The organism is Gordonia polyisoprenivorans, from assembly GCF_017654315.1.
Taxonomy (GTDB): domain Bacteria; phylum Actinomycetota; class Actinomycetes; order Mycobacteriales; family Mycobacteriaceae; genus Gordonia; species Gordonia polyisoprenivorans_A.
Map to the genome: position 1 here is coordinate 1040856 of NZ_CP072203.1, position 19635 is coordinate 1060490.

Sequence of the window (19635 nt, forward strand, 5' to 3'; positions counted from 1 at the left end):
GGTTGAGGGAGCAAGCGATCTGCCCAGAGGCAGCTGTGCTTCAGCCGGCCCCGTCGACCCACCCAGAATCTCGACCGTTGCCGGTCATCTGGACATCGGGTCGACGGTCAGGCTTGCGCGACGATGCTCGGGTTCTCGGGTCGGTGCTTCGAGATGCCGGCCGCATCGGCTGTCTGCCGCGAGATCTTGCCGTCGCGGAAGAACTCCAGAAACAGCTGGTTGAATATTTCCGGTTGGTCCGTCTGGCCCTGATGGCCGCACTCGGCAGGGAAAAAGAACTGCACCTTCGGCAGAACCGTCTCCTGCTTATGGCCCCACTCGACCGGGGTCAGCACATCGTCTTGGCCGTAGAGGTACACACCGGGGATCTCGAGCTTGTCGAGTCGACCCTTCGTCGACAGGCGGGCCGCGATGTTCGGATCCGACATGTGCTGATTGACGTATTCCATCATGGCGGCGAAATAAGCCGGTGCCCCCTCGGCGTGTCTCACTGACGCCGAATGTCGCATCGTCACCAGATCGTCGCTGATGGCTTCAGGGCGGTAGATGATCGCGCTCATCATGGCGCGCATGCTTTCTGGAGTGCCGTCGTAAATGGGGACGGCGGCATCGCCGGTGGGACGAGTGAGATGTGCCGTGATGTCACCGAGCTCCCCGGCGATTAAGGCGAAGCTGAGGATATTTTCCGGGTGTGACACGAGGTAGTTGACCGAGTTCATGCATCCCATCGAGTTGCCGGCGATATGAAACTTGTCCAGGCACAGCGCGGTGACGAACTCTTGGATGAAGTCGACCTGTGTGTGCAAGCCCTTGGGGCGGTGTTGCGGCGAAGCATCGGACAGTCCGTAGCCCGGCATGTCGGGTGCGTACACCCTAAAGCCGTTCTTGCCCAAAAACGGTGCCATGAGACGCCAACCAGCAGTGCCGGACGAGCCGGGCAGGCCGCCATGGAGCAACAGGACGGCAGGGCCGCTGTCCCCCGAGGTCATGTAATGCGCCTTTGCGCCGCTGGCGAGTCGCACCCACCGACTGGCCATGCCCGGTACCTCGATGATGCCCTCATCGGTCAACGCCATGTCTTGCTCTCCTTCACGAATTGTCTACATCCGACATGCGCAGCTGCAGGTCGCGCTCCGCACCTTCGGTGACCGGCAGACCCGATGCCTGCAGATCCCCGAGCGAGATCGATACCGCAGCACTCTCTCCGGGCCGTGGTCCGCCCGGCAACGAGCATTGCCACTGACCGGAACGGTGGACGGGCCGTCCCGACAGGACAGCGCACCGACGAATCTTGGAACACACCCGCAGGCGGTGGGCGTTCCGTTCGCTGAAACCAGGTCTGGATCGTCCCCGCGGCCGGAGAGACCATCGCCGGATGCGGCGGTCCGGCCGCGCGAGGAAATGAGACGACGATGGAGAGCACTCGAACAATGGAACGGCGTTTCGCATGCGCGGCCGACGACCTACAGCCCGGCAGCTCACTGACGGTCAAGGGTGATCCCGCGGTTGCCTTGTTCCGAAACACGGCGGGGGAGTTCTTCGCGACCGCCGACAGCTGCACGCACGAGCAGTGGTCACTGGGAGAGGACAGCGACCTCGAGGACAACGAAGTGCTCTGCCCACTTCACATGGCGCGCTTCGATATTCAGACCGGCAAGCCGCTGTGTTTCCCGGCCACCGTCGCGCTGGCGACCTATGCCGTCGAGGTGGATGCCGACGGTTCGGTGCACGTACTCGTCACCTGAGCTCTCGAGAACTCCGCCGACGGTTCCAGCCATCGGCACGCAACGTTGAGGCGCAGCGAGTTCGGCTCGAACATCGTCTTCATGGGAACTTTGATTGTCGGCGCATCCGTGGCGGGCGTCCGTACCGCTCAAGCGCTTCGAGGGCGGGGCTACACCGACTCGATCACGATGCTGGGCGAGGAGCGCCACTTCCCGTACGACAAGCCGCCGATCTCCAAGGAAATGCTGGGCGACGGGGCAGGTACACCGGTGCCACTGCTGACCGCCGAGCAGCTCGTCGAGCTCGACGTCGACCTGCGGCTTGGAGTCCGGGCGGAGAGCCTGGACCTCGTGAACCGGTCCGTGACGGCATCGGACGGGCAGACGTATCGCTTCGATGACCTGGTCATCGCGACGGGTGTCAGCCCGAGGACGCTGCCGGGAAGTGAAGGCCTGCAGGGAGTCCACACGCTACGCACAGCAGACGACGCCGACGCTGTCCGCTCGCAGCTGATGACAGCCAGCGACGTCGTTGTGATCGGTGCGGGTTTCATCGGCGCCGAGTTCGCGGCTGCAGCACGTTCACACGGTGTGCGGGTCGATGTCGTCGAGCCGCAGGTGATCCCGATGTCTCATGTCCTCGGCGAGGAGGTGGGGGCCGAGCTGAGCCGCCTCCACACCCTCAACGGCGTCACGATGCACACCGGCGTCGGAGTCGCCGCCCTCGTCGGCGGCAGCCGGGTGGACGGCGTGACTCTCACCGACGGGCGGACACTGCGCGCGGACCTGGTGGTGGTGGGCATCGGTGCCACCCCGGCGACCGGCTGGCTCGAGTCGTCCGGTCTGCCCCTCGACAACGGGGTCGTCTGTGACGAGCGACTGCGGGCCGTGGGCGCCGAGCGCGTGTACGCCGCAGGCGATGTGGCCCGGTGGCCGAGTCCGCACGCGGACGGCCTCGTGCGCATCGAGCACTGGACGAACGCGAACGAGCACGGCGGCGTGGTCGCGGCATCGATCATGGGCGCCGACGCGCCCGCGCCTCCGCCCCCGTACGTGTGGTCGGACCAATACGGACAGCGAATCCAGATAGTCGGCCGTCCCGCGGCCGGCGAGCTCGGTCGGGCTGTGGGTGCCGTCGACAGCCCACCGTTCGCGGCGATCTACACGTCCCACGAAGGTCGGGTGGTCGGCGCGCTCGTGGTCGACGATCCGCGCCTGTTCATGAAGTGCCGCAAGGCAATCACCACGGGATCGATGGTCGGCGACCTCGACATGGTCCTGGGTCTCGACCCCGCTACCTGACCAACCGGTCCACTACATCCGCGTCGCCACACGGTGCCGCGGTCATGCGAAGAGGAGAGTTCAATGGCATTGACAGAAGAAGGCATCATCGAGGTTCCGGGCATGTCGAGTCAGTGGGTCCGTCTCGGCAGCGGAGCCAAAGCGCACTACATGTTCGCCGGTGAGAGCGGTCCTGCGGTGGTCTTGCTGCACGGCGGACTTCCCGGTTCGTCGGGTTCGGCCGGCTGGCGTTACATCGCCGCCAACCTGGCAGAAAACGGCTTTCGCGTCTACTGCCCGGACATGCCGGCATTCGGCCTGTCCGATACGGCTGAGCAGTACCGGCCGAAGGGGCTGCACGACCACACCGACTTCCTCCACGAGTTCGTGACGGCTGTCGGCCTGGACAAGTTCCATCTCTCCGGCAACTCGATGGGGTGCATGAACACCGTCTGCTACGTGACGGCCCACCCTGAGCGGGTGCTGAGCTACCTGTTGATCGCCGGAGACGTCGGCGACATCATGGAAGGCCTCGAGAAGCCGAAGGGCCGGCTCGAGCTGTCGGTCTACGACGGGACGAGGGACGGCATGCGCAACATGATGTCCTCCATCCTCCATCGCCCCGAGTCCATCAACGACGACCTCGTCGAAATGCGTTACCAAGCGGCCTCGCGTCATGCGGAGTCATACCCCGCGTTCCTCCCGAATGTGCACGCGTTCGCAGGATTCAGGGAGTGGGACGACGAGAACCTTCGCGCGCGGATGTCGACCAAGGGCCGCTTCGACAAGATGACCATCCCCGGCATCTACCTGTACGGCCGGCAGGACGTGCTCACCCCCGTCGAGTGGGGCTACATGCAGGAAGATCGTCTGCCGAATGTGCAGTTCTTCTACCCGGACGAGTGCGGACACCAGGGCCAGACCGACCGTCCCGACCTGTTCAACCCCGTCTACGTGGAGTTCTTCCGCGATGGACAGGTCTCGCGCGCGACGGCCGACGCTGCGGGCGTCTCCGACCGCCGCCCCGAAATCAAGGAGCTCGTGGCGCAGGCCTGAACAACCGGGCCTGAGCAACCGGGCTGGGACGGCGGCCGAAGACCGTCGTCCCAGCCGTCGGTGCCGTGCTCGCGGCACCTGCATACGCGCACGTCAACGACAAGGAGTGACCATGGCAGAAGTGCTCGGTCTCGGCATCACCCATTACCCCATGCTCGCCGCGAAGGATCCCTTCATGGCGAACCTCATGAAGATGGTCCTGACGGATCCTGACATCCCGGCGGACCGCAAGGACCCCGCGAACTGGTCTGCGCTGGCACGGGAGGAGTGGTCGGACGATCAGGGAACGGCTGCCGCCGGCCGCCACCGCACCGCATTGCTTTCCGGACTCAGCAAGTGCCGTGAGGCGCTCGACGAGTTCGATCCCGATGTCGTCATCGTGTGGGGTGACGACCAGTACGAGAACTTCCGCGAGGAAGTCATTCCCTCGTTCTGTATCCTCGCCTACCCCGATACGGAGATCGACCCGTTCGGTGTCCTTGAGGTGTTGCGCGTGCCCAATGCATGGGACCTGCCGGACGGCCAGTCGTTCGTCATGCGCGGTGACCAGACCTTTGCCAAGAAGATTGCCAAAGACGTGTTGACGAACGGAGTCGACGTCGCGTATTCGTACGAGCCACGGCCCGAAATCCACCATTTCCCGCATGCGTTCGCGAATACACAGATCTTCCTGGACTACGAGAACGTGGGGCGAGAGTTCCCGTACCCCATCATTCCGATAGCCGTGAACTGCTACGGCGAGCACGTGATCGCGCGTCGCGGCGGAATCGCGCCCTTCTCGGAAATTCTCAAGGGCGAGGACCTGGATCCACCCGGCCCGTCGCCCAAGCGCTGCTTCGAGTTCGGCCAGGCAGTGGGCAAGTCGCTGCGGGACAGCGACAGAAGGGTGGCCCTGGTCGCCTCGGCCAGCTGGTCGCACGCCTTCCTCAACGACAAGGACTGGCACCTGCGGCCCGATACCGAAGCGGATCGTGCTCTCTACGACTCCATGGTGGCCGGCGACTTCGACGACTGGACGTCGAAGACCGTCACCGACATCGTGTCCGCGGGACAGCACGAGATGCTGAACTGGTTCTGCCTGCTGGGCGCAGTCAAGGAGCTGGGCCTGACGTTGGACTGGAGCGAGTTCATCGAGACCGAGGTACTCAACTCGAACAAGACGTTCGCCGTCTACCGCTGAGTCGAAGGGGCGGTTGCCGCACGCGCGGCAGCCGCCCCGAGACGTCTACCACCAGAACAGCCTCAGCCCCAGGGCGGCGGATCGGACAGAGTGCGCGGCACGAGCAGCTCGTGCTCGGGGGCACCGACGACGTACGACCGCAGATGAGCCGACAGCTGGGCCGTGGTGTCGCGCAGCGCAGCGTCGACCCGTCCACTGGCCGGTGCGTTCGGTCCGTAGTTGATCGCGATCGCACCGACCGCGAACCCGTTGACCACCACCGGTGCCGCTACCCCCTCGAGACCCATCTGTGCTTCGTTGTGCTCGCGCGCTATGCCCTCCCTACGGACGACGCGCAGGTGCTCGATCAAGTCGTCGGCATCGGTGATGGAGTGCGGTGTCATCTGATGTAGCCGAAGGGGTAAGAAGTCGGCCAGGTCGTCGAGGTCTTCGTAGGACAGCAGGGCCTTGCCGATCGCAGTGCAGTTGGATGGCAATCGGGCACCGATGCTCACGCGCGTCGACGGCGAGTCCGCCGGTGCGAGCTTCTCGAGGTATACGACGTCGAATTCGCGTAGCACTGCGAAAGTGACCGTTTGTCGGCTCCAGCGTTGGAGCGCCACCAGATATGGGATTGCCTGGTCGCGCATCTTCGCGGCCGGGGTCGTCGCGCCCAGCTGCATGAGCCCGAGGCCGAGCTTGTAGCCGGAGCGGTGGTGCTCGATGGCCCCGAGCTCGACCAGGCGCGCGAGCAACCGGTGGACCGTCGACTTCGGCAGACCCGAGGCGCGGGCCAGCTGACTCATCGTCATGACCCGCTCGTTCTGGTTGAACGCGTAGAGAACGTCGAAAGCCTTGGTCAGGATCGACGGTGTCTCCTTCGCGCCTACGCCGCCGGCCTGGGCGTCGGTCACTGATGTCACCCCTGTCTACGCGGTCGAGCCCACTCGGAATGCCGCGTGGTACGCGTCACACAGGATAGCCCGACCACCCGCAGGACTACTCAGCTGCAGTTCTGCTCTCCGGAACGCTATCTCGTCGGGGCAGGTCGGGACTCCTTACGGTCGGACGACGCCGAACCCGCCGGACCGACCCCGAGGAGCTTGCCCATGAGTCAGCCAGATCCGAGCATCGCCCGGTCGACCGTCGTGGATGCACACGCCCACCATTTCCCGTCCTCGCTGAGCGCTTTCGCCGCCACCTCGGGTGAGGTGCTGCCCTCTCTGATCGTCGACGGCGACAGGTCGGGGCGCATCATGATCGGTGAGCGGGTGTTCCGGGCCGTCGACTCGCAGCTCTGGGACGTCGCGCACCGCGTGCAGGCCATGGATGAGGCCGGAGTACGGCTTCAGGTCGTCTCGCCGGTTCCGGTGATGCTCACGTACGGTGCGTCCGCGGAAGCCGCACAGGAGTACTCGGCTGCCGTCAACGACGCGCTCGCCGCCGACGTGGACACGTCGGGTGGGCGGCTGGTCGGTCTGGGGACCGTCGCATTGCAAAATCCGACCGGTGCCGCTGCCGAGCTCGAACGCTTGATGAGGGACCTCGGTCTTCGTGGCGTAGAGATCGGCACCACGATCGCCGGCACCGAACTCGACGATCCGTCACTGACGCCGTTCTGGGAGGCCGCCGAGCGACTGGGTGCGGCCGTCTTCATCCACCCGGTAGGTGGGGGCGGAGGGGCAGTTAGGCGCACCGGTCAGCTCTACGACTTCGGCATGGGCATGCTGACCGATACCTCGATGGCCGCGACGGCACTGGTCTTCGGTGGCGTGCTCGAGGAGTTCCCGCGCTTGCGGATCGGTTTGGCCCACGGGTGCGGCGCGTTCGGCTGGGTCTACCCCCGACTACGCAAGGCACACGAGGTGTGGGGTTCCGGTCCGGTCGATGCCGTGGACGAGCGCATGCGATCACTCTGGGTGGACACATTGGTGCTCGATCCCGAACACCTGCGGCTCCTCGTGCACAGGTTCGGTGCCGACAAGGTCATGGTGGGCACCGATCACCCGTTCTTCCCTGACCTTTTTACCGCAGCAGGCTCGTTCGTCCGGGAGGCTGCGGGCGCACACATTCTCGACGACGATGTCGTAGAACGGATCCTCTCGGTCAACGCCACGGGGTTCCTTGGCCTGCCTGCGGTTTCCGCGACGGTTTGACGGATACGACGATCACGGCAGGATGGAATTGTGAACGCACACGAGGTCATCGTCGTCGGTGGCGGCCCGGTCGGGCTGATCCACGCTCTCGGTCTGGCACGCGCAGGTGTCGGCGTCACGGTGCTCGAAGCCGAAAACCAGGCCGGCACAACGCCAGGAGACCTCGTTTATCACTGGAACGTACTGCCATGGCTCGATGGCCTCGGCATCCTCGACGACCTTCTCCGGGCCGGAAACAGCGAGCCGCATCAGTTCTATCGTGTCGGGTCCACCGGCGAGACGTTGACCTTGGACCTCGGTGTGCTGGCCGACGAGTCACCCTTCCCGTTCAACCTCCACGTCCGCCAGCACGAGGTGACGAGGATCCTGCTCGAGCACCTCGGCGAGTTCCGTGACGTGACGATCCTGCTGAGCTCGGCGTTGACCGATCTCGCGCAGGACGACGCCGGAGTGACCGTGACGTTCGACGGACCTTCGGGCGAGGTCACGCTGCGTGCCGGGTGGGTCGTGGGTGCCGATGGTTCACGAAGCGCAGTGCGACGACGACTCGGCCTCCCGTTCACGGGTATAACCTGGCCGGAACGCCTCATCTCGGTCGAGATCGACGCAAATCTTGAGATGCTCGGCATGCACGGTGCCGGGTACGTGATCGACCCCCGCTTCGGGGCTATCGTCGCGTGCATCGATCCCGGCTCTCGGTGGAGGTACATCTACGCCGAGGACAGGCTCTTGCCGGAGGACACCATCGGCGAGCGATTGCCCCGTGTCCTGTCGCACGCGCTCTCGCCCGAGGTCGCCGACGCGAGCTTCGACTGGGCGAACTATCGCATCCACCAGCGCGCGGCCGCAACGTTCCGCGTCGGTCGCGTCATGATCATCGGCGATGCGGCCCATCTCACCAACCCTGCGAGCGGTCACGGTATGTCCGGGGGCCTCTTCGACTCGTTCGCCCTGACCGAGGTACTAGCGGCCGTCGTCTCCGACAAGTCCGACGAATCGCTACTCGACCGGTGGGCCGAGGAGCGGCGCCAGAACTTCGTCGAGTACTCGTCACCGACATCGTCCGAGCGCAAGAAGTTCGTCTACAACCTGGAGGATGACGCAGCCGTCGAGCAGGAGTTCGCCCCGATGCGGCGCATCGCGGCAGACCCGGACCGAATGCGTGAGTGGTTCGCGCTGGCGAGGATGTTGGAGCCGCCGCGCTTCACCTGAGTTCTCCCTGGACTAGAGTCCCTCGTCGAGGGAAGGGTCGGGGCCGTCCGGCCCCGACCCGTCGACTACTCGCCTCGCGCGGGCGGACGCTCCCCGATCGGCATGCCGAAGGGGGAATCACCGATCTTGCCGTCTTTACGAAGCCGCTGAATGCTCTCTGCGGTGTAACCAAGTTCGAGAAGGACCTCGTCGTTGTGTTCGCCGAATATCGGCGACGGCCGTGGGATGGCAAGGGCCGTGTCGGGCTGGCTCGAGAGCTTGACCGGCGAGGCGAGGTGCTGCTTGGAACCGTTGACGAAGTGCGTCACCTCGACGCTTCGGCCGCGAGCCTGCACTGCCGGGTGCTGATGAGCCTGCATGCCCGACTGCATGATTGCAGCGGGGACGCCGGCGCTGCGCAGGAGTGCGACGAGTTCGCCCGACTGCCTGCCGCCGACAAAGGTGCCCAGGTCAGCGTCGATGGAATCGCGTTCGGCCAGGCGGCCGGCGAGCTCGACCCGACCGGCTGCCGTGGCCCACGGTGCGCCACCGGTGATGTCGGCGAGGGCGCGCCAGTTCTCGTCGGTGGCGATCGACACGGCCACCCAGGCTCCGTCGGACGCGCGGTACATGCCCTGGGGTGAGATGCCCGGGGCGTCGTTGCCTCGACGTTCGACCCGCACACCGGTGCGGCTGGAGGAGATGACGGCCTGGGCCGTCGTCTGGGGTGCGACGTCGCACAGTGACACCTCGATGGCAGCGCCGCGTCCGGTCGAGATTTTGCGTCGGAGCGCTGCGAGAGCCACGAACGTGGACATATCGGCGGCGATTGGGTCGTACGCAGTGCTGGTCAGCAGGGGCTCGCCGTCCGGGTAGCCGGTCATGTCGCTGAGCCCTGAGGTGGCGTCGGCCGAGAACGTGAACCCGGGGAGGTCTTTCCACGGTCCGGTCAGTCCCCACGCGGGCAGCCGCATCACGATGGCATGGGGCTGTAGGCGACGGATGCCTGCGACGTCGAACCCGGCCTTTTCCATCACGCGCGGCGAGAAATTCTCAAGCACGAGATCGCTCACCGCGACCAGCCGCTCGACGATCTCGTGACCTTCCGGGTCTTTCATGTCGGCCGTGACCGACCGCTTACCCCAGTTGGTGGCCGTGAAGCTGGCCCCACGCTCCCACAGATCGGGAGCGGTGGGAAGCGGACCGCCGAACCGCATCAGGTCGGGGCGGGTGACCGACTCGACCTTGATGACGTCGGCCCCGTACGAGGACAAGTTACGGGTCACCAACGGTCCGGCCTGGAAGCTGCCGAAATCGAGCACTCGGATCCCCGCCAGCGGACGGGCCGGATCGGCATCGGTGCGCACGGTGCGCTCCGGTCGCGACCCCCAGTCGACGTCGTTGTCGCGGCCCGGCTCCGCCAGCACGCCGATCTGCCACGAATCGCCCTCGAGACGGAACGCGGGCCGCGGCTGCAGGAAGCCGTCGGGGTGAGAGACGAATGTGCCGCGGGTCGTGTACGGAGGCAGCTCGGGAACGGTCGCGGAGGTGGCGACCGGGACGATGGGCACGCGCGCCCTGGCCCCCATGTCGACGAGCTCGGCGACCGTGTATCGCTCGGTGAAGGAGCGGATCAGCGGTGTGAGCTCTGCTGTCAGGGCCTGCCGGTCCACGAGTTCGTTGAAACGGGGGTCCTCGAGCTCCGGGATGTTCGCCATCGCCTTGAAGTCGATCCACTGCTGCGGGGTCACGGACACCACACACGCCCAGCCGTCCGCGGCCTTCTCGATACCAGGAACCGCTGCTTGCGGGTAGGTGTACGGGGAATGGTGGTCGTGCTGCGAGAACACCCACGGGATCTGCAGGGTGCCGACCATTGATTCGAACTGCGAGATGTCGGCGTCGACGCCGCGTGCGCCGGCCTCGGTGGCGAGCAGGCCGCCGACGACACCGATCGCCGCGTTCAGGCCTGCGGTGTACTCGCCCATGTCGATTCCGGTGTACACGGGAGGCCGGTCACCCGTGGGGTGCACGGCTGTGAGACCGCACTCGGCCTGCAGGGTGAACTCGGTGGCCGGTGCCGAAGGCGCTGCACCGTTCAGGCCGTAATCGGAGATCGACACCACGACGAGGTCGGGCTGCTGCTCACGGAGAGCTCGTACGGCCGCCAGGATCTCGGGGTCGTTTCCGTCGCACACCACGGCGTCGGCCCTGGACACCAGGCCCGGGACGTCGGACGAGATGTCGTGCAGCGATTTCAGCAGTACGGAGTGTTTGCCGCCGTGCAGGAAGGCCGCGAAGTCGTGATCCGCGGTATCGAGCTCAGGTCGTGCGTGCACCTCGACCCGAACGACGGTCGCTCCGGCATCGCGGAGCATCTTGCCTGCAAAACTGGTCGAGACTCGGTCCCCAACCTCGAGCACGGTGACGTCATCGAGCATGGTATTTCCCTTTCGTCGGTGTCTGCACGATCCCCGCGCCGAAGCGCCCGACCCAGATGATGTTCCGGCCGACGGAACCAGTGGGCCCGCTCAGCGTGCGGTCGCCGTGCGGTTGTGTGTCGTGTCCGCCGTGCGGCGATGGTGGCGTCGGCGTCGGCGTCGACCAGCGCGACAGAGCTGTCGGAGCAGCTCTGCGTTCAGCGCGTTCAACTTATTCGGCCGGTTGAGCGTGAGGATCACGACGTCACCGTCGCGTCGGATGTCGAGTGGGGTGGTCATAGGGACTCCTGGTGGCATGGTGTCGATAATTTTCGGAGCATGTGAATCGGTCATGGCGTGCTCCGTCGAGCCCCGCCGTCCATGTAGATGGCCGAGCCGTGGATGTAGCTGCACAGTTCGGAGCTGAGGAAGTAGACGACGGCGGCGACTTCCTCGGGCCCAGCCGCACGACCGGCCGGCACTTCAGCACCGGCCTCGGCGATCAGCGCATCGACGTCTCGGCCCGTGTCCTCGGCCGCAGCCCGGAACAGGTCGGCGGCGCGGTCGGTGCAAGTGAGGCCCGGTGCCACGACATTGACGAGGACGCCGTCGGCTGACAACTCGTCGCTCAGGGCTCGCGTGAGGTTGTGCACGGCGACGTTGGCCAGGCTCGTGGGCAGGTTCGTCGAGGTGGGGCTGGCACCGGCACCGCCGGAGATGTTGACGATGCGACCCCACCCACGACGCCTCATCTCCGGCGCCACGAGCTGCGCCATCGTCAGGTAGCCGTGCAGCTTGAGTCGGAGTGCGTCGTCGATGTCGGACCGGCGGAGGTCGAGCACCGGACCCATCCCGGCGGAGCCCGCGCAATTCACCAAAATGTCGGGAGAGCCCCATGACTCGACGCAGGCGTCGTAGGCCCGACCACACCCGTCCTCGGTCGAGAGGTCGGCAGCGACCGAGACAGCGGACCCCTCGGCCCGATCGACCACCTCGTCCAGCATCTTGCTGTCGCGGCCGACCACACACACCCGAGCGCCCTCGGCGGCGAGGGCCAGTGCGCTCGCGCGGCCGATACCGCGGCTGCCTCCCGTTACGAGTGCGATCTTTCCGGCCAGTCCCGACTGCATTCCGGCTCCCTTCCGTCACCGCGTGTTCACGCGCTCCGGACGCTAACGGCGGTCGGTCTCGGCGGGCGCTGCGGCTTCCGGGGAGCGGAACAACGGATTGTCGGTACGTGACGCACGACGCAGCATCGTCTGGAGGCCAGCGCCTAGCGGCGAGGCGTGCACGTAACGACCACCGAGGAGAGTTCATGATCTACCTGGCGCAGGACGAAGAGCAGGAAGCCGTCGCGGAGATGACGCGAGAGCTGGGCCTGGAGGTGCTGTACCCAGTGGCACGGGATGTCGAAGCAGAGTCGGCCGTCCCGGCGAAGACCTGGAAGGCCGTCGTCGAAACGGGACTTACCGCCCCAGTCAGCGAGGAACTCGGCGGCGGAGGCATTCCCAGTGCCGTCACATACATGACGGCCGTCGAGAACCTCGCCTACGGTGACGCCGGAATCACGCTGGCGGCCGTCTGGAGCGGTGCCCCATCGCTACTGCTCTCCCGGCACGGCACCCCCCAGCATCAGGCGGGCGTCCTCGGGGCGTCGCAGGACCTCGACAACCGCGGCTCGGTTGCACTGTACGAGGGATTCGGCCGCGGAGCGTCCGAGCTCGAGACGACCATCGTCGACGAGGGCGAGAACGTCCGCGTCGTTGGCCGCAAGGTCGGCGTTCCGTTCTCCGGACAGGCCGAGTCGATCATCGTCGTCGGCGTCGACCCCTCCACACGCGCCCTGCGTGCCGTCATCGTGCCGCGCACCGCGGACGGCGTGAGCGTGGGGGTGCGGGACAAGTCCTTGGCGCTCGATGCGGCCGATCTGGCCAGCATCGATTTCGACGTCCTCGTCCCGCGAGCGAATCTGCTCGGTTCCGAGGGCCTGCAGAAGAGCGTCGAGTGGCTGCGGCTCGCGGTTGCCTCCGCACAGACCGGAATGGCCCAACGCGCAATGGAATACGCCGCTGAGTACGCCAAGAATCGGGTGGCATTCGGTAAGCCGATCGCCTCGTTCCAGGGCATCTCGTTCCCGCTCGCCGAGGCCTTCTTCCGTACCGAGCAGGCGCGTCTCGAGGTGCTCGAAGCAGCATCGCTGATGGACAACGACGGTGACATCGAGCGCATCTCCGCGGTCACGTCATCGGCCGTGGCCTACGCCAGCGAGAACGCATCGGAGTCCACCCGCCATGCGGTGCAGGTGCTGGGCGGGCACGGCTTCATCCGTGAGTACCCCGTCGAGCTGTGGTACCGGACGGCAGCGACCTTGTCGACGCTCGACTTCGATCCCAGCGCCTCGTCCTTCCACGCCGTCGTCTGACGATGACCGTCACCATCACTTTCACCTTCCCCACCATCGAGGAGCACGCATGAGCACCACCACGTTCGAGCTGAGCCCGGAACTGCAGCGCTATGGCCAGGAGTTGCGCGAATGGTCGGCCGCCGCACTTCGCCCGCACGCCCGCGCAGCCGACACCAACAAGAAGGTCCCGGAAAACTGGCAGGACATCATTCACAGCTCGCCCGTGCCGCTGGGCCGCGAGGACTCCGACACCGACAGGCTCGAGCCCTTCAAAGACGGCTACTGGGCCACGCAGATGTCCTACTACGAGAACCTGAACTACGGCGACGTGTGGGGACTGGGCTTGCCCGGGCGCGGTATCGGCCAGCTCGTCGTCGATGCGATGGGAACTCCCGCGCAGATCAAGCAGTGGTACGACCCGGTCATGGAGGGGAAGTTGGAGACCGGCTTCGCGCTGACCGAGCCGGGCTTCGGTTCCGACACCTCGCAGGTTGCCACCACTGCGGTGCAAGACGGTGACTCCTGGGTGATCAACGGTTCGAAGATGTACTGCACCAACGGTGCGCGCGCGGACTACATCACCGTGTTCGCCAACGCAGACAAGTCCCTGGGTGCCAAGGGTATCGCCTGCTTCGTCGTGCCCCGCGGGACGCCCGGATTCTCGATCGCCAAGGAGAACGAGGACAAGCTCGGTATCCGCAGCTGGCAGACATCCGAGCTCCTTTTTCAGGGGTGCCGCGTGCCGCTGGAGAACCGTCTCGGCTGGAACGCCGCTGGTGCCGTCGACGACGGCCCACAGGTATCGGGCCAGCGCGGTGCCTTGACTGCCCTGGCGAACAATCGACCAAACATGGCGGGAATAGCGGTCGGCCTGGCTCAGGCCGCGATCGACGTGACCACCAAGCTCCTCAAGGAGCAGCAGGCCGGGTTCTCCGTTCAGCGCTGGGCGGCGGTGGAGCGGGATCTCGATGCGATGAACATGGCGCAGGAGCGGTCCCGTCGAATCAATTACAAGGCCGCCTTCGTGATGGACAACGGCACCCCCAACAAGTACAACCCGGCGATCGCGAAGGGCTTCGCGCCGCAGACGTGCGACCGCATCATCCGACGCTGCATGCAGCTGTTGGGACCGGAAGGCACCAGCAAGGAGCTGCTGCTTGAGAAGTGGTACCGCGACGTCAAGATCATGGACATCTTCGAGGGCTCGGGCCAGGTCCAGCGCATCATCGTCGCCCGCGAGCTCGTCGGCCGTCTCGCCGGCTGACGGCCGGTCCACCACCGTCACGACGAAAGAAGAAGTTTCATGAGTTTGACGACACAATCCGATCTCCGGTCGACGGTAGCTCGCGATGTCCTGGTCGACATCGAACAGTTCCTGTTCGAGGAGGCCGAGCTACTCGACCAGTGGCGCCTGCACGAATGGCTCGACCTGTTCGCGCCGGAGGGCTACTACGAAATACCGACGACCGACCGTCCGGACGGCGATCCATCGAAGGATCTCTTTCTGGTCCACGACGATCGATTTCTACTCGAACAGCGGGTCAACTCGTTGCTCACACGGGCCGCACACGCCGAGTACCCGCACTCGGCGACCCGGCGGATGATCTCGAACGTCCGGGCGATGGAAGCCGAGGGCGATCGACTGTATGTCCTGGCAAACTTCGCGGTCTACCGGGTGCACTCGGGGGTGCTGGACACGTACGTCGGCCAGTACCGACACATCGTGGAACGCGACGAGGTCACCGGCTTCCGGTTCATCAGCCGCAAGTCCGTCATGGTGCTCGACGCACTTCGGCCGCACGGCAAGGTCAGCATCATCCTGTGAACCGTCTGGATGGTAGGACGGCGATCGTCACGGGGGCCAGCGCCAATATCGGTGGGGCGCTGGCCGCCGGTTTGGCGGCCGAGGGAGCCAGAGTGGTCTGCACCGACCTGGTGCAGTCCGTGGCCGAGGCGACGGCGGCAAGCATCATCTCGGCCGGTGGCGAGGCGTTCGCTGTCGCCGGAGACGTCACGGACTCCGTGCATGCGGAGGACGTGGTGCGGCAGGCAACCGAGCGGTGGGGCCGGGTCGACATCCTGGTGAACAACGCCATGATGTTCAACCACAAGGGCGTCATGACGATGCCCGTCCAGGAGTTCCGGCGCCAGGTGGACATCTGCCTGACGGGGGCCTTGGTCTTCACCCGGGCGGCAGCCGGGGCGATGATCGAGGGCGGACGGGGCGGCAGTGTCGTCAACGTTCTCTCGACCGCGGCCTGGCAGGGACAAGCAGGCAACATCGGCTACTCGACGGCCAAGAGTGGGTTGATCAACTTCACTCGGTCGGCTGCGATGGAGTTGGCCACCCACGACATTCGCGTGAACGGGTTCACCCCCACCGCCACTCAGCCCGACGACCCCGCGATGGAGGCCATGCTGCGCGGGGCGAAGTCGCCGGACAATCAGTACTCCAACGACTTCTACGGTCAGATCCCGATGAACCGATTGCCGTCGCCGAGCGACTACGTGCCGTCCGTGGTGTTCCTGGCATCCGATGACTCGGCGATGATCACGGGCACCAACATCACCGTGGACGGTGGTGCGACAGCCAAGTACTGGCCGTGGGTGCCGCACCCGTGAGTGGGCCACTTCCAGGATCGGCTCATCGACCGGACGGGTCGTGATGGAGACGTCCGTCGAGCTGTACGCCGAGTAACCGAGCTCCCACACTCGGTCGGCGATACCGAGCCGTCGCTACATCGCCATCTTCCGCGTTGGACCGGTCCATCGTCGCATAGTGCTCGGTCGACGGGTCCTTCTCGATCAGCAGGGTTCTGATGCCGCGGCGCAATCGGAGGACCAGATGCGGGCCAGTTCGGCGGCGCGCTCGACGTCGTCCAGTCCGCGGAGGTCGGCTCGCCCGTGCTCGGTCACGACGATGTCGACGTCGCTGCGCGGGGTCGAGGCCGGGAAGGTCAGTCGGTCGACCAGCGTTCGACGCCCGCGTCGGGTGCTGGGGGTGGCGATGATGCTGAGTCCGCCGACGGAACGGTGGCCGGCAAGCGCGAAGTCGGGGTGGCCACCCGGTCCTGCGACTGCGCGCCCCGCGATGCCCTCGATGTTGACGGCGCCGGAGGTGTCGACCTCGAGGGCGGTGTTGATCGTGACGAACGGCCGCCCACGGGCCACCGAGAGGTCGTGGGTCTTCTCGAGGCGCGTCGTGACTGCACGCCCATCGGCCCATACGTAGACCTCGGGGCTGCCGACGACGTAGGTCGAAACGGGAGTGTCGAGCAGTAGTCCGCGGCGTTCGAGGCTCAGCACGGACTGGTTGATCATGCCGGAGCGGATGCGGATCGGCACCGTCAGCGCGTCGAACACGGCGTCGGCGAGTGGCCCCGGACCGTACTGGACGCAAGCACCCTCCGGCACGAGGTCCGCAATGTGGGCCGCGATCTGCCGAGACGTGTCGTCGAAGGTGGCCGACGGTACCGCGATGGGGGAGCGCTCGACGTGCGATACGACGGTCACCTGGTCCTGTGGGACAACGGGGTCGCCGGACGTTCGAGGCAAGGCCTCGTTGTGCTCGGCCAGCACGGGAACGCCCGCGTCGACGACGCTGGCCATCCATGAGACCTCGGTGCCCCAGTGCCAGCCGGCGTTGTCGCGGGTGAGTCCGGCAATGAGCAGATCGGGCCGCAGCGGACCGGTGAGGAGCGATGGAAGGCCACCCAGTCGCGCCGGAACGCGGCGCACTACGCCGTCGTCGATCGCAGGCTGTAGGGCGAAACCGCCCATTACGGTGCGGATGTCGGTGAAGGCGTCCCGGTCCAGGCGCACGGGTAGCGCGAGACACCAGCCGAGAACGAGGGAGATGCCGCCGACGGACCGGGCTGCGTCGGTCAGATCGTCGACGAGGGAGAGCGGTGCGCCGGCACCGTCGGCGATCGCAACCCGCATTCCGGGACGAAGCTGCGCTGCGATCGTGGCGCTCGTGCTGTTACCCATTGGTTCATCCTCTCGCGCCGGCCATGTCGGATGCCCCTTGTGTTCCAGCGGACGGGCCATGCGCCTGCTCGAATCAATCATGCAAATGATAAGCATAGATACTGAGGGTTGGAGCACGGCGGGCGAGGAGAGCGCATGATCGATGTCGAGGCAGTAGGAAGATCCGTGGGTCCGGTGGAGGAGTCGTGGACGACCCGTGATTGTCTGCTGTACGCCTTGGGTGTCGGTGCGGGCTCGGTCGATGCGACGGCAGAGCTCGACCTGACCACGGAGTGCTCCGAGGGTGCGCCGTTGCAGGTGCTCCCCACGTTCGCTGTGGTGGTGGCCGCGCGGCTGCGTCGGATCTACGCCCAGCTGGGTGAGCTCGACTTCACCAGAATCGTGCACGGCTCGCAGGAAGTGCAGTTGATGGCGACGCTCCCGCCGGAGGGTTCCGTCCTGCTGACGACCGAGGTGACAGGGCTGCACGACAAGGGGAGCGATGCCCTGATCGAGTTGGCGACCAGTGGAGTGGACCCGCGGACGGGTGAGCCGGTGTTTCGGTCGGTCTCGACGCTGTTCGTCAAGGGTGCGGGCGGCTGGGGTGGGGGCCGTGGGCCGGCGGGCCCGGAGGCTGTCCCCGACCGCGAACCCGACGTCGTGGTCCCGATGGAGACTCGCGCTGATCAGGCCCTGCTCTACCGGCTGTCGGGCGACCTCAATCCGCTGCACACCGATCCCGTCTTCGCGCGCCGAGCCGGATTCCAGGTGCCGATCCTGCACGGTCTGTGCACCTATGGGTTCACGGGCCGGGCGCTGATGCACGCGTTCTGTGACTCCGACGCGTCCCGCTTCCACGGCATGAGTGCGCGGTTCTCGCGGCCGGTGATCCCCGGTGATCGACTCGACGTCCACCTCTGGCGCCAGGGAGCCGGCGTCGCACGGTTCCGGACGGTGAATCAACGCGGTGAGGTTGTCCTCGATCGCGGTACGTGCACCTATGGCGAACCGTTGCCAACCGGGGCCGGTCGCGGCCATTCGAGTTGAACGCGGATTTCTTGCGCATACCCAAATCTATTACTATAGTTATCATCAAATACTACGGTAGGAGTGTATGTGACGACATCCATCGAGGATCGGCAAGCGCTGGTCTCCCTCGTTCGCGATTTCGCGCAGCGTGAGGTCGCCCCGCGTGTGAGGGAGTACGACCTCGCCGAGCAACTGCCCCGCGACATCCTCGACAACATGGGCCGTCTCGGGCTGATGGGCGGGACGGTGCCCGAAGAATGGGGCGGCGCGGGTCTCGACCACGTCACCTACACCGCGATCATCGAAGAGATCTCACGCGTCGACCATTGCCTGGGCGTCATCATGAGCATGCCGTCGGCCCTCGTCGGCTGTGGCCTGCAGATGTTCGGCACCGACGATCAGAAGAAGCAGTGGCTCACCCCGCTCGCCCGCGGCGAGATGTTCGGCGGGGCCGGAGTCACCGAGCCGCAGTCGGGCAGCGACGTCGCCGGCATGCAGACGACCTACAAGCGCGACGGCGACGATTTCATCATCAACGGAGCCAAGACGTGGATCTCCAACCTCGACCTCGCCTCGTTCTTCGTGACGTTCGCCAGTAGCGACACATCCAAACGCCACGGCGGAATCACGGCCTTCGTGATCCCCAAGGACACACCCGGCCTGTCGGTCCACCCGTTCAAGAACAAGCTCGGCTTCCGCCCGATCTGTTCGGGCGAGCTGGTGCTCGACAACGTGCGGGTCGGGCCCGAGGCACTGCTCGGTGAGGAGGGCCACGGGTTCGACGTCGCCATGACCGCCGTCGAACGGGGACGTCTGGGCGTGGCCGCCCGCTCGGTCGGCGCAGCGCAGTTGTGCCTCGATGCCTCCGTCGAGTACGCCAACGAGCGTTCCGTTGGCGGGAACCCGATCGGGACTTACCAGCAGATCCAGCAGAAGATCGCCGATATGGCGACAGGAATTCAAGCAGCGCGGCTCCTCGTCGAGGATTGCGCCCGCACCCTCGACTCCGGCGACCGAGGCCGCGTCCAGACGAGTATGGCCAAGATGTACGCAGCCGACGTGTTCCAGAGGGTCGCCACCGAGGCAGTTCAGATTCACGGTGCCTACGGAGTGTCCGACGAGTTCCCGGTGGCGCGGGCCTATCGCGATTCCAAGGTGTTCCAGATTGTCGAGGGCACCAACGAGATTCATCACGTGTTGATCGCTCGCGAAATGCTCTCCGGCCGGGGTGCACGCAAGTGACCGT

General features: G+C 65.9%; 17 protein-coding genes. 12 read left to right on the top strand and 5 right to left on the bottom strand.

Features of this window, described 5'->3' with window-relative positions; all coding sequences use genetic code 11:
- Nucleotides 1-107: 107 nt before the first annotated feature.
- A complete protein-coding gene (locus J6U32_RS04775) occupies nt 108-1076 on the bottom strand; it encodes an alpha/beta fold hydrolase (RefSeq protein WP_208793775.1) in 969 nt (322 codons plus the stop codon).
- 354 nt (nt 1077-1430) lie between these two features.
- On the opposite strand from J6U32_RS04775, the gene J6U32_RS04780 reads away from it, so the two are divergent.
- From J6U32_RS04780 to J6U32_RS04795, 4 genes are all read left to right on the top strand, one after another.
- A complete protein-coding gene (locus J6U32_RS04780; RefSeq protein ID WP_244332600.1) occupies nt 1431-1745 on the top strand; it encodes a non-heme iron oxygenase ferredoxin subunit in 315 nt (104 codons plus the stop codon).
- An 81-nt stretch (nt 1746-1826) separates the two neighbouring features.
- Nucleotides 1827-3026 carry an NAD(P)/FAD-dependent oxidoreductase gene (locus J6U32_RS04785; RefSeq protein WP_208793777.1) on the top strand — a complete coding sequence of 400 codons (1200 nt, stop codon included), beginning with the start codon at nt 1827-1829 and terminating at the stop codon, nt 3024-3026.
- 63 nt (nt 3027-3089) lie between these two features.
- On the top strand, nt 3090-4061 hold the full coding sequence (locus J6U32_RS04790) for an alpha/beta fold hydrolase (RefSeq protein WP_208793778.1): 972 nt from the start codon (nt 3090-3092) through the stop codon (nt 4059-4061).
- Nucleotides 4062-4173: 112 nt separating this feature from the next.
- Nucleotides 4174-5241 carry an extradiol ring-cleavage dioxygenase gene (locus tag J6U32_RS04795; RefSeq protein WP_208793779.1) on the top strand — a complete coding sequence of 356 codons (1068 nt, stop codon included), beginning with the start codon at nt 4174-4176 and terminating at the stop codon, nt 5239-5241.
- Between the two features lie 62 nt (nt 5242-5303).
- On the opposite strand, the gene J6U32_RS04800 is transcribed toward J6U32_RS04795, so the two are convergent.
- Nucleotides 5304-6134, bottom strand: coding sequence for an IclR family transcriptional regulator (locus J6U32_RS04800; protein WP_244332602.1), 831 nt, complete (start codon nt 6132-6134; stop codon nt 5304-5306).
- Between the two features lie 195 nt (nt 6135-6329).
- Here J6U32_RS04800 and J6U32_RS04805 point away from each other — a divergent pair, with 195 nt between their 5' ends.
- Complete coding sequence (locus J6U32_RS04805) at nt 6330-7376, top strand: amidohydrolase family protein (protein WP_208793780.1); 1047 nt, start codon at nt 6330-6332, stop codon at nt 7374-7376.
- Between the two features lie 30 nt (nt 7377-7406).
- Entirely contained in the window at nt 7407-8588 is a 1182-nt protein-coding gene (locus J6U32_RS04810) for an FAD-dependent oxidoreductase (RefSeq protein WP_208793781.1), read from the top strand.
- 65 nt (nt 8589-8653) lie between these two features.
- Here J6U32_RS04810 and J6U32_RS04815 read toward each other — a convergent pair whose 3' ends face one another.
- Both J6U32_RS04815 and J6U32_RS04820 read right to left on the bottom strand, forming a co-directional pair.
- On the bottom strand, nt 8654-11008 hold the full coding sequence (locus J6U32_RS04815; RefSeq protein WP_208793782.1) for a CaiB/BaiF CoA-transferase family protein: 2355 nt from the start codon (nt 11006-11008) through the stop codon (nt 8654-8656).
- 329 nt (nt 11009-11337) lie between these two features.
- Entirely contained in the window at nt 11338-12117 is a 780-nt protein-coding gene (locus tag J6U32_RS04820; RefSeq protein ID WP_208793783.1) for an SDR family NAD(P)-dependent oxidoreductase, read from the bottom strand.
- 185 nt (nt 12118-12302) lie between these two features.
- Here J6U32_RS04820 and J6U32_RS04825 point away from each other — a divergent pair, with 185 nt between their 5' ends.
- From J6U32_RS04825 to J6U32_RS04840, 4 genes are read left to right on the top strand one after another with little or no spacing between them, the layout of a single operon-like run.
- On the top strand, nt 12303-13409 hold the full coding sequence (locus J6U32_RS04825) for an acyl-CoA dehydrogenase family protein (protein ID WP_208793784.1): 1107 nt from the start codon (nt 12303-12305) through the stop codon (nt 13407-13409).
- A gap of 49 nt (nt 13410-13458) precedes the next feature.
- Nucleotides 13459-14655: an acyl-CoA dehydrogenase family protein gene (locus tag J6U32_RS04830; protein WP_208793785.1), complete on the top strand. Its 1197-nt coding sequence runs from the start codon at nt 13459-13461 to the stop codon at nt 14653-14655.
- 39 nt (nt 14656-14694) lie between these two features.
- Nucleotides 14695-15216 (top strand): aromatic-ring-hydroxylating dioxygenase subunit beta, encoded by a 522-nt coding sequence (locus tag J6U32_RS04835; RefSeq protein ID WP_208793786.1) that lies wholly within the window; start codon nt 14695-14697, stop codon nt 15214-15216.
- Nucleotides 15213-16013, top strand: a complete 801-nt coding sequence (locus J6U32_RS04840; protein WP_208793787.1) for an SDR family NAD(P)-dependent oxidoreductase — start codon at nt 15213-15215, stop codon at nt 16011-16013. The genes J6U32_RS04835 and J6U32_RS04840 overlap by 4 nt, the downstream gene beginning before the upstream one ends.
- Before the next feature lie 183 nt (nt 16014-16196).
- On the opposite strand, the gene J6U32_RS04845 is transcribed toward J6U32_RS04840, so the two are convergent.
- On the bottom strand, nt 16197-17381 hold the full coding sequence (locus J6U32_RS04845) for an acetyl-CoA hydrolase/transferase C-terminal domain-containing protein (RefSeq protein WP_208793788.1): 1185 nt from the start codon (nt 17379-17381) through the stop codon (nt 16197-16199).
- Between the two features lie 135 nt (nt 17382-17516).
- On the opposite strand from J6U32_RS04845, the gene J6U32_RS04850 reads away from it, so the two are divergent.
- Both J6U32_RS04850 and J6U32_RS04855 read left to right on the top strand, forming a co-directional pair.
- The gene (locus tag J6U32_RS04850) at nt 17517-18407 is read left to right on the top strand and encodes a MaoC/PaaZ C-terminal domain-containing protein (protein ID WP_208793789.1); all 891 of its coding nucleotides are present in this window, start codon (nt 17517-17519) and stop codon (nt 18405-18407) included.
- Between the two features lie 69 nt (nt 18408-18476).
- Complete coding sequence (locus J6U32_RS04855) at nt 18477-19631, top strand: acyl-CoA dehydrogenase family protein (protein ID WP_208793790.1); 1155 nt, start codon at nt 18477-18479, stop codon at nt 19629-19631.
- Nucleotides 19632-19635: the final 4 nt, after the last annotated feature.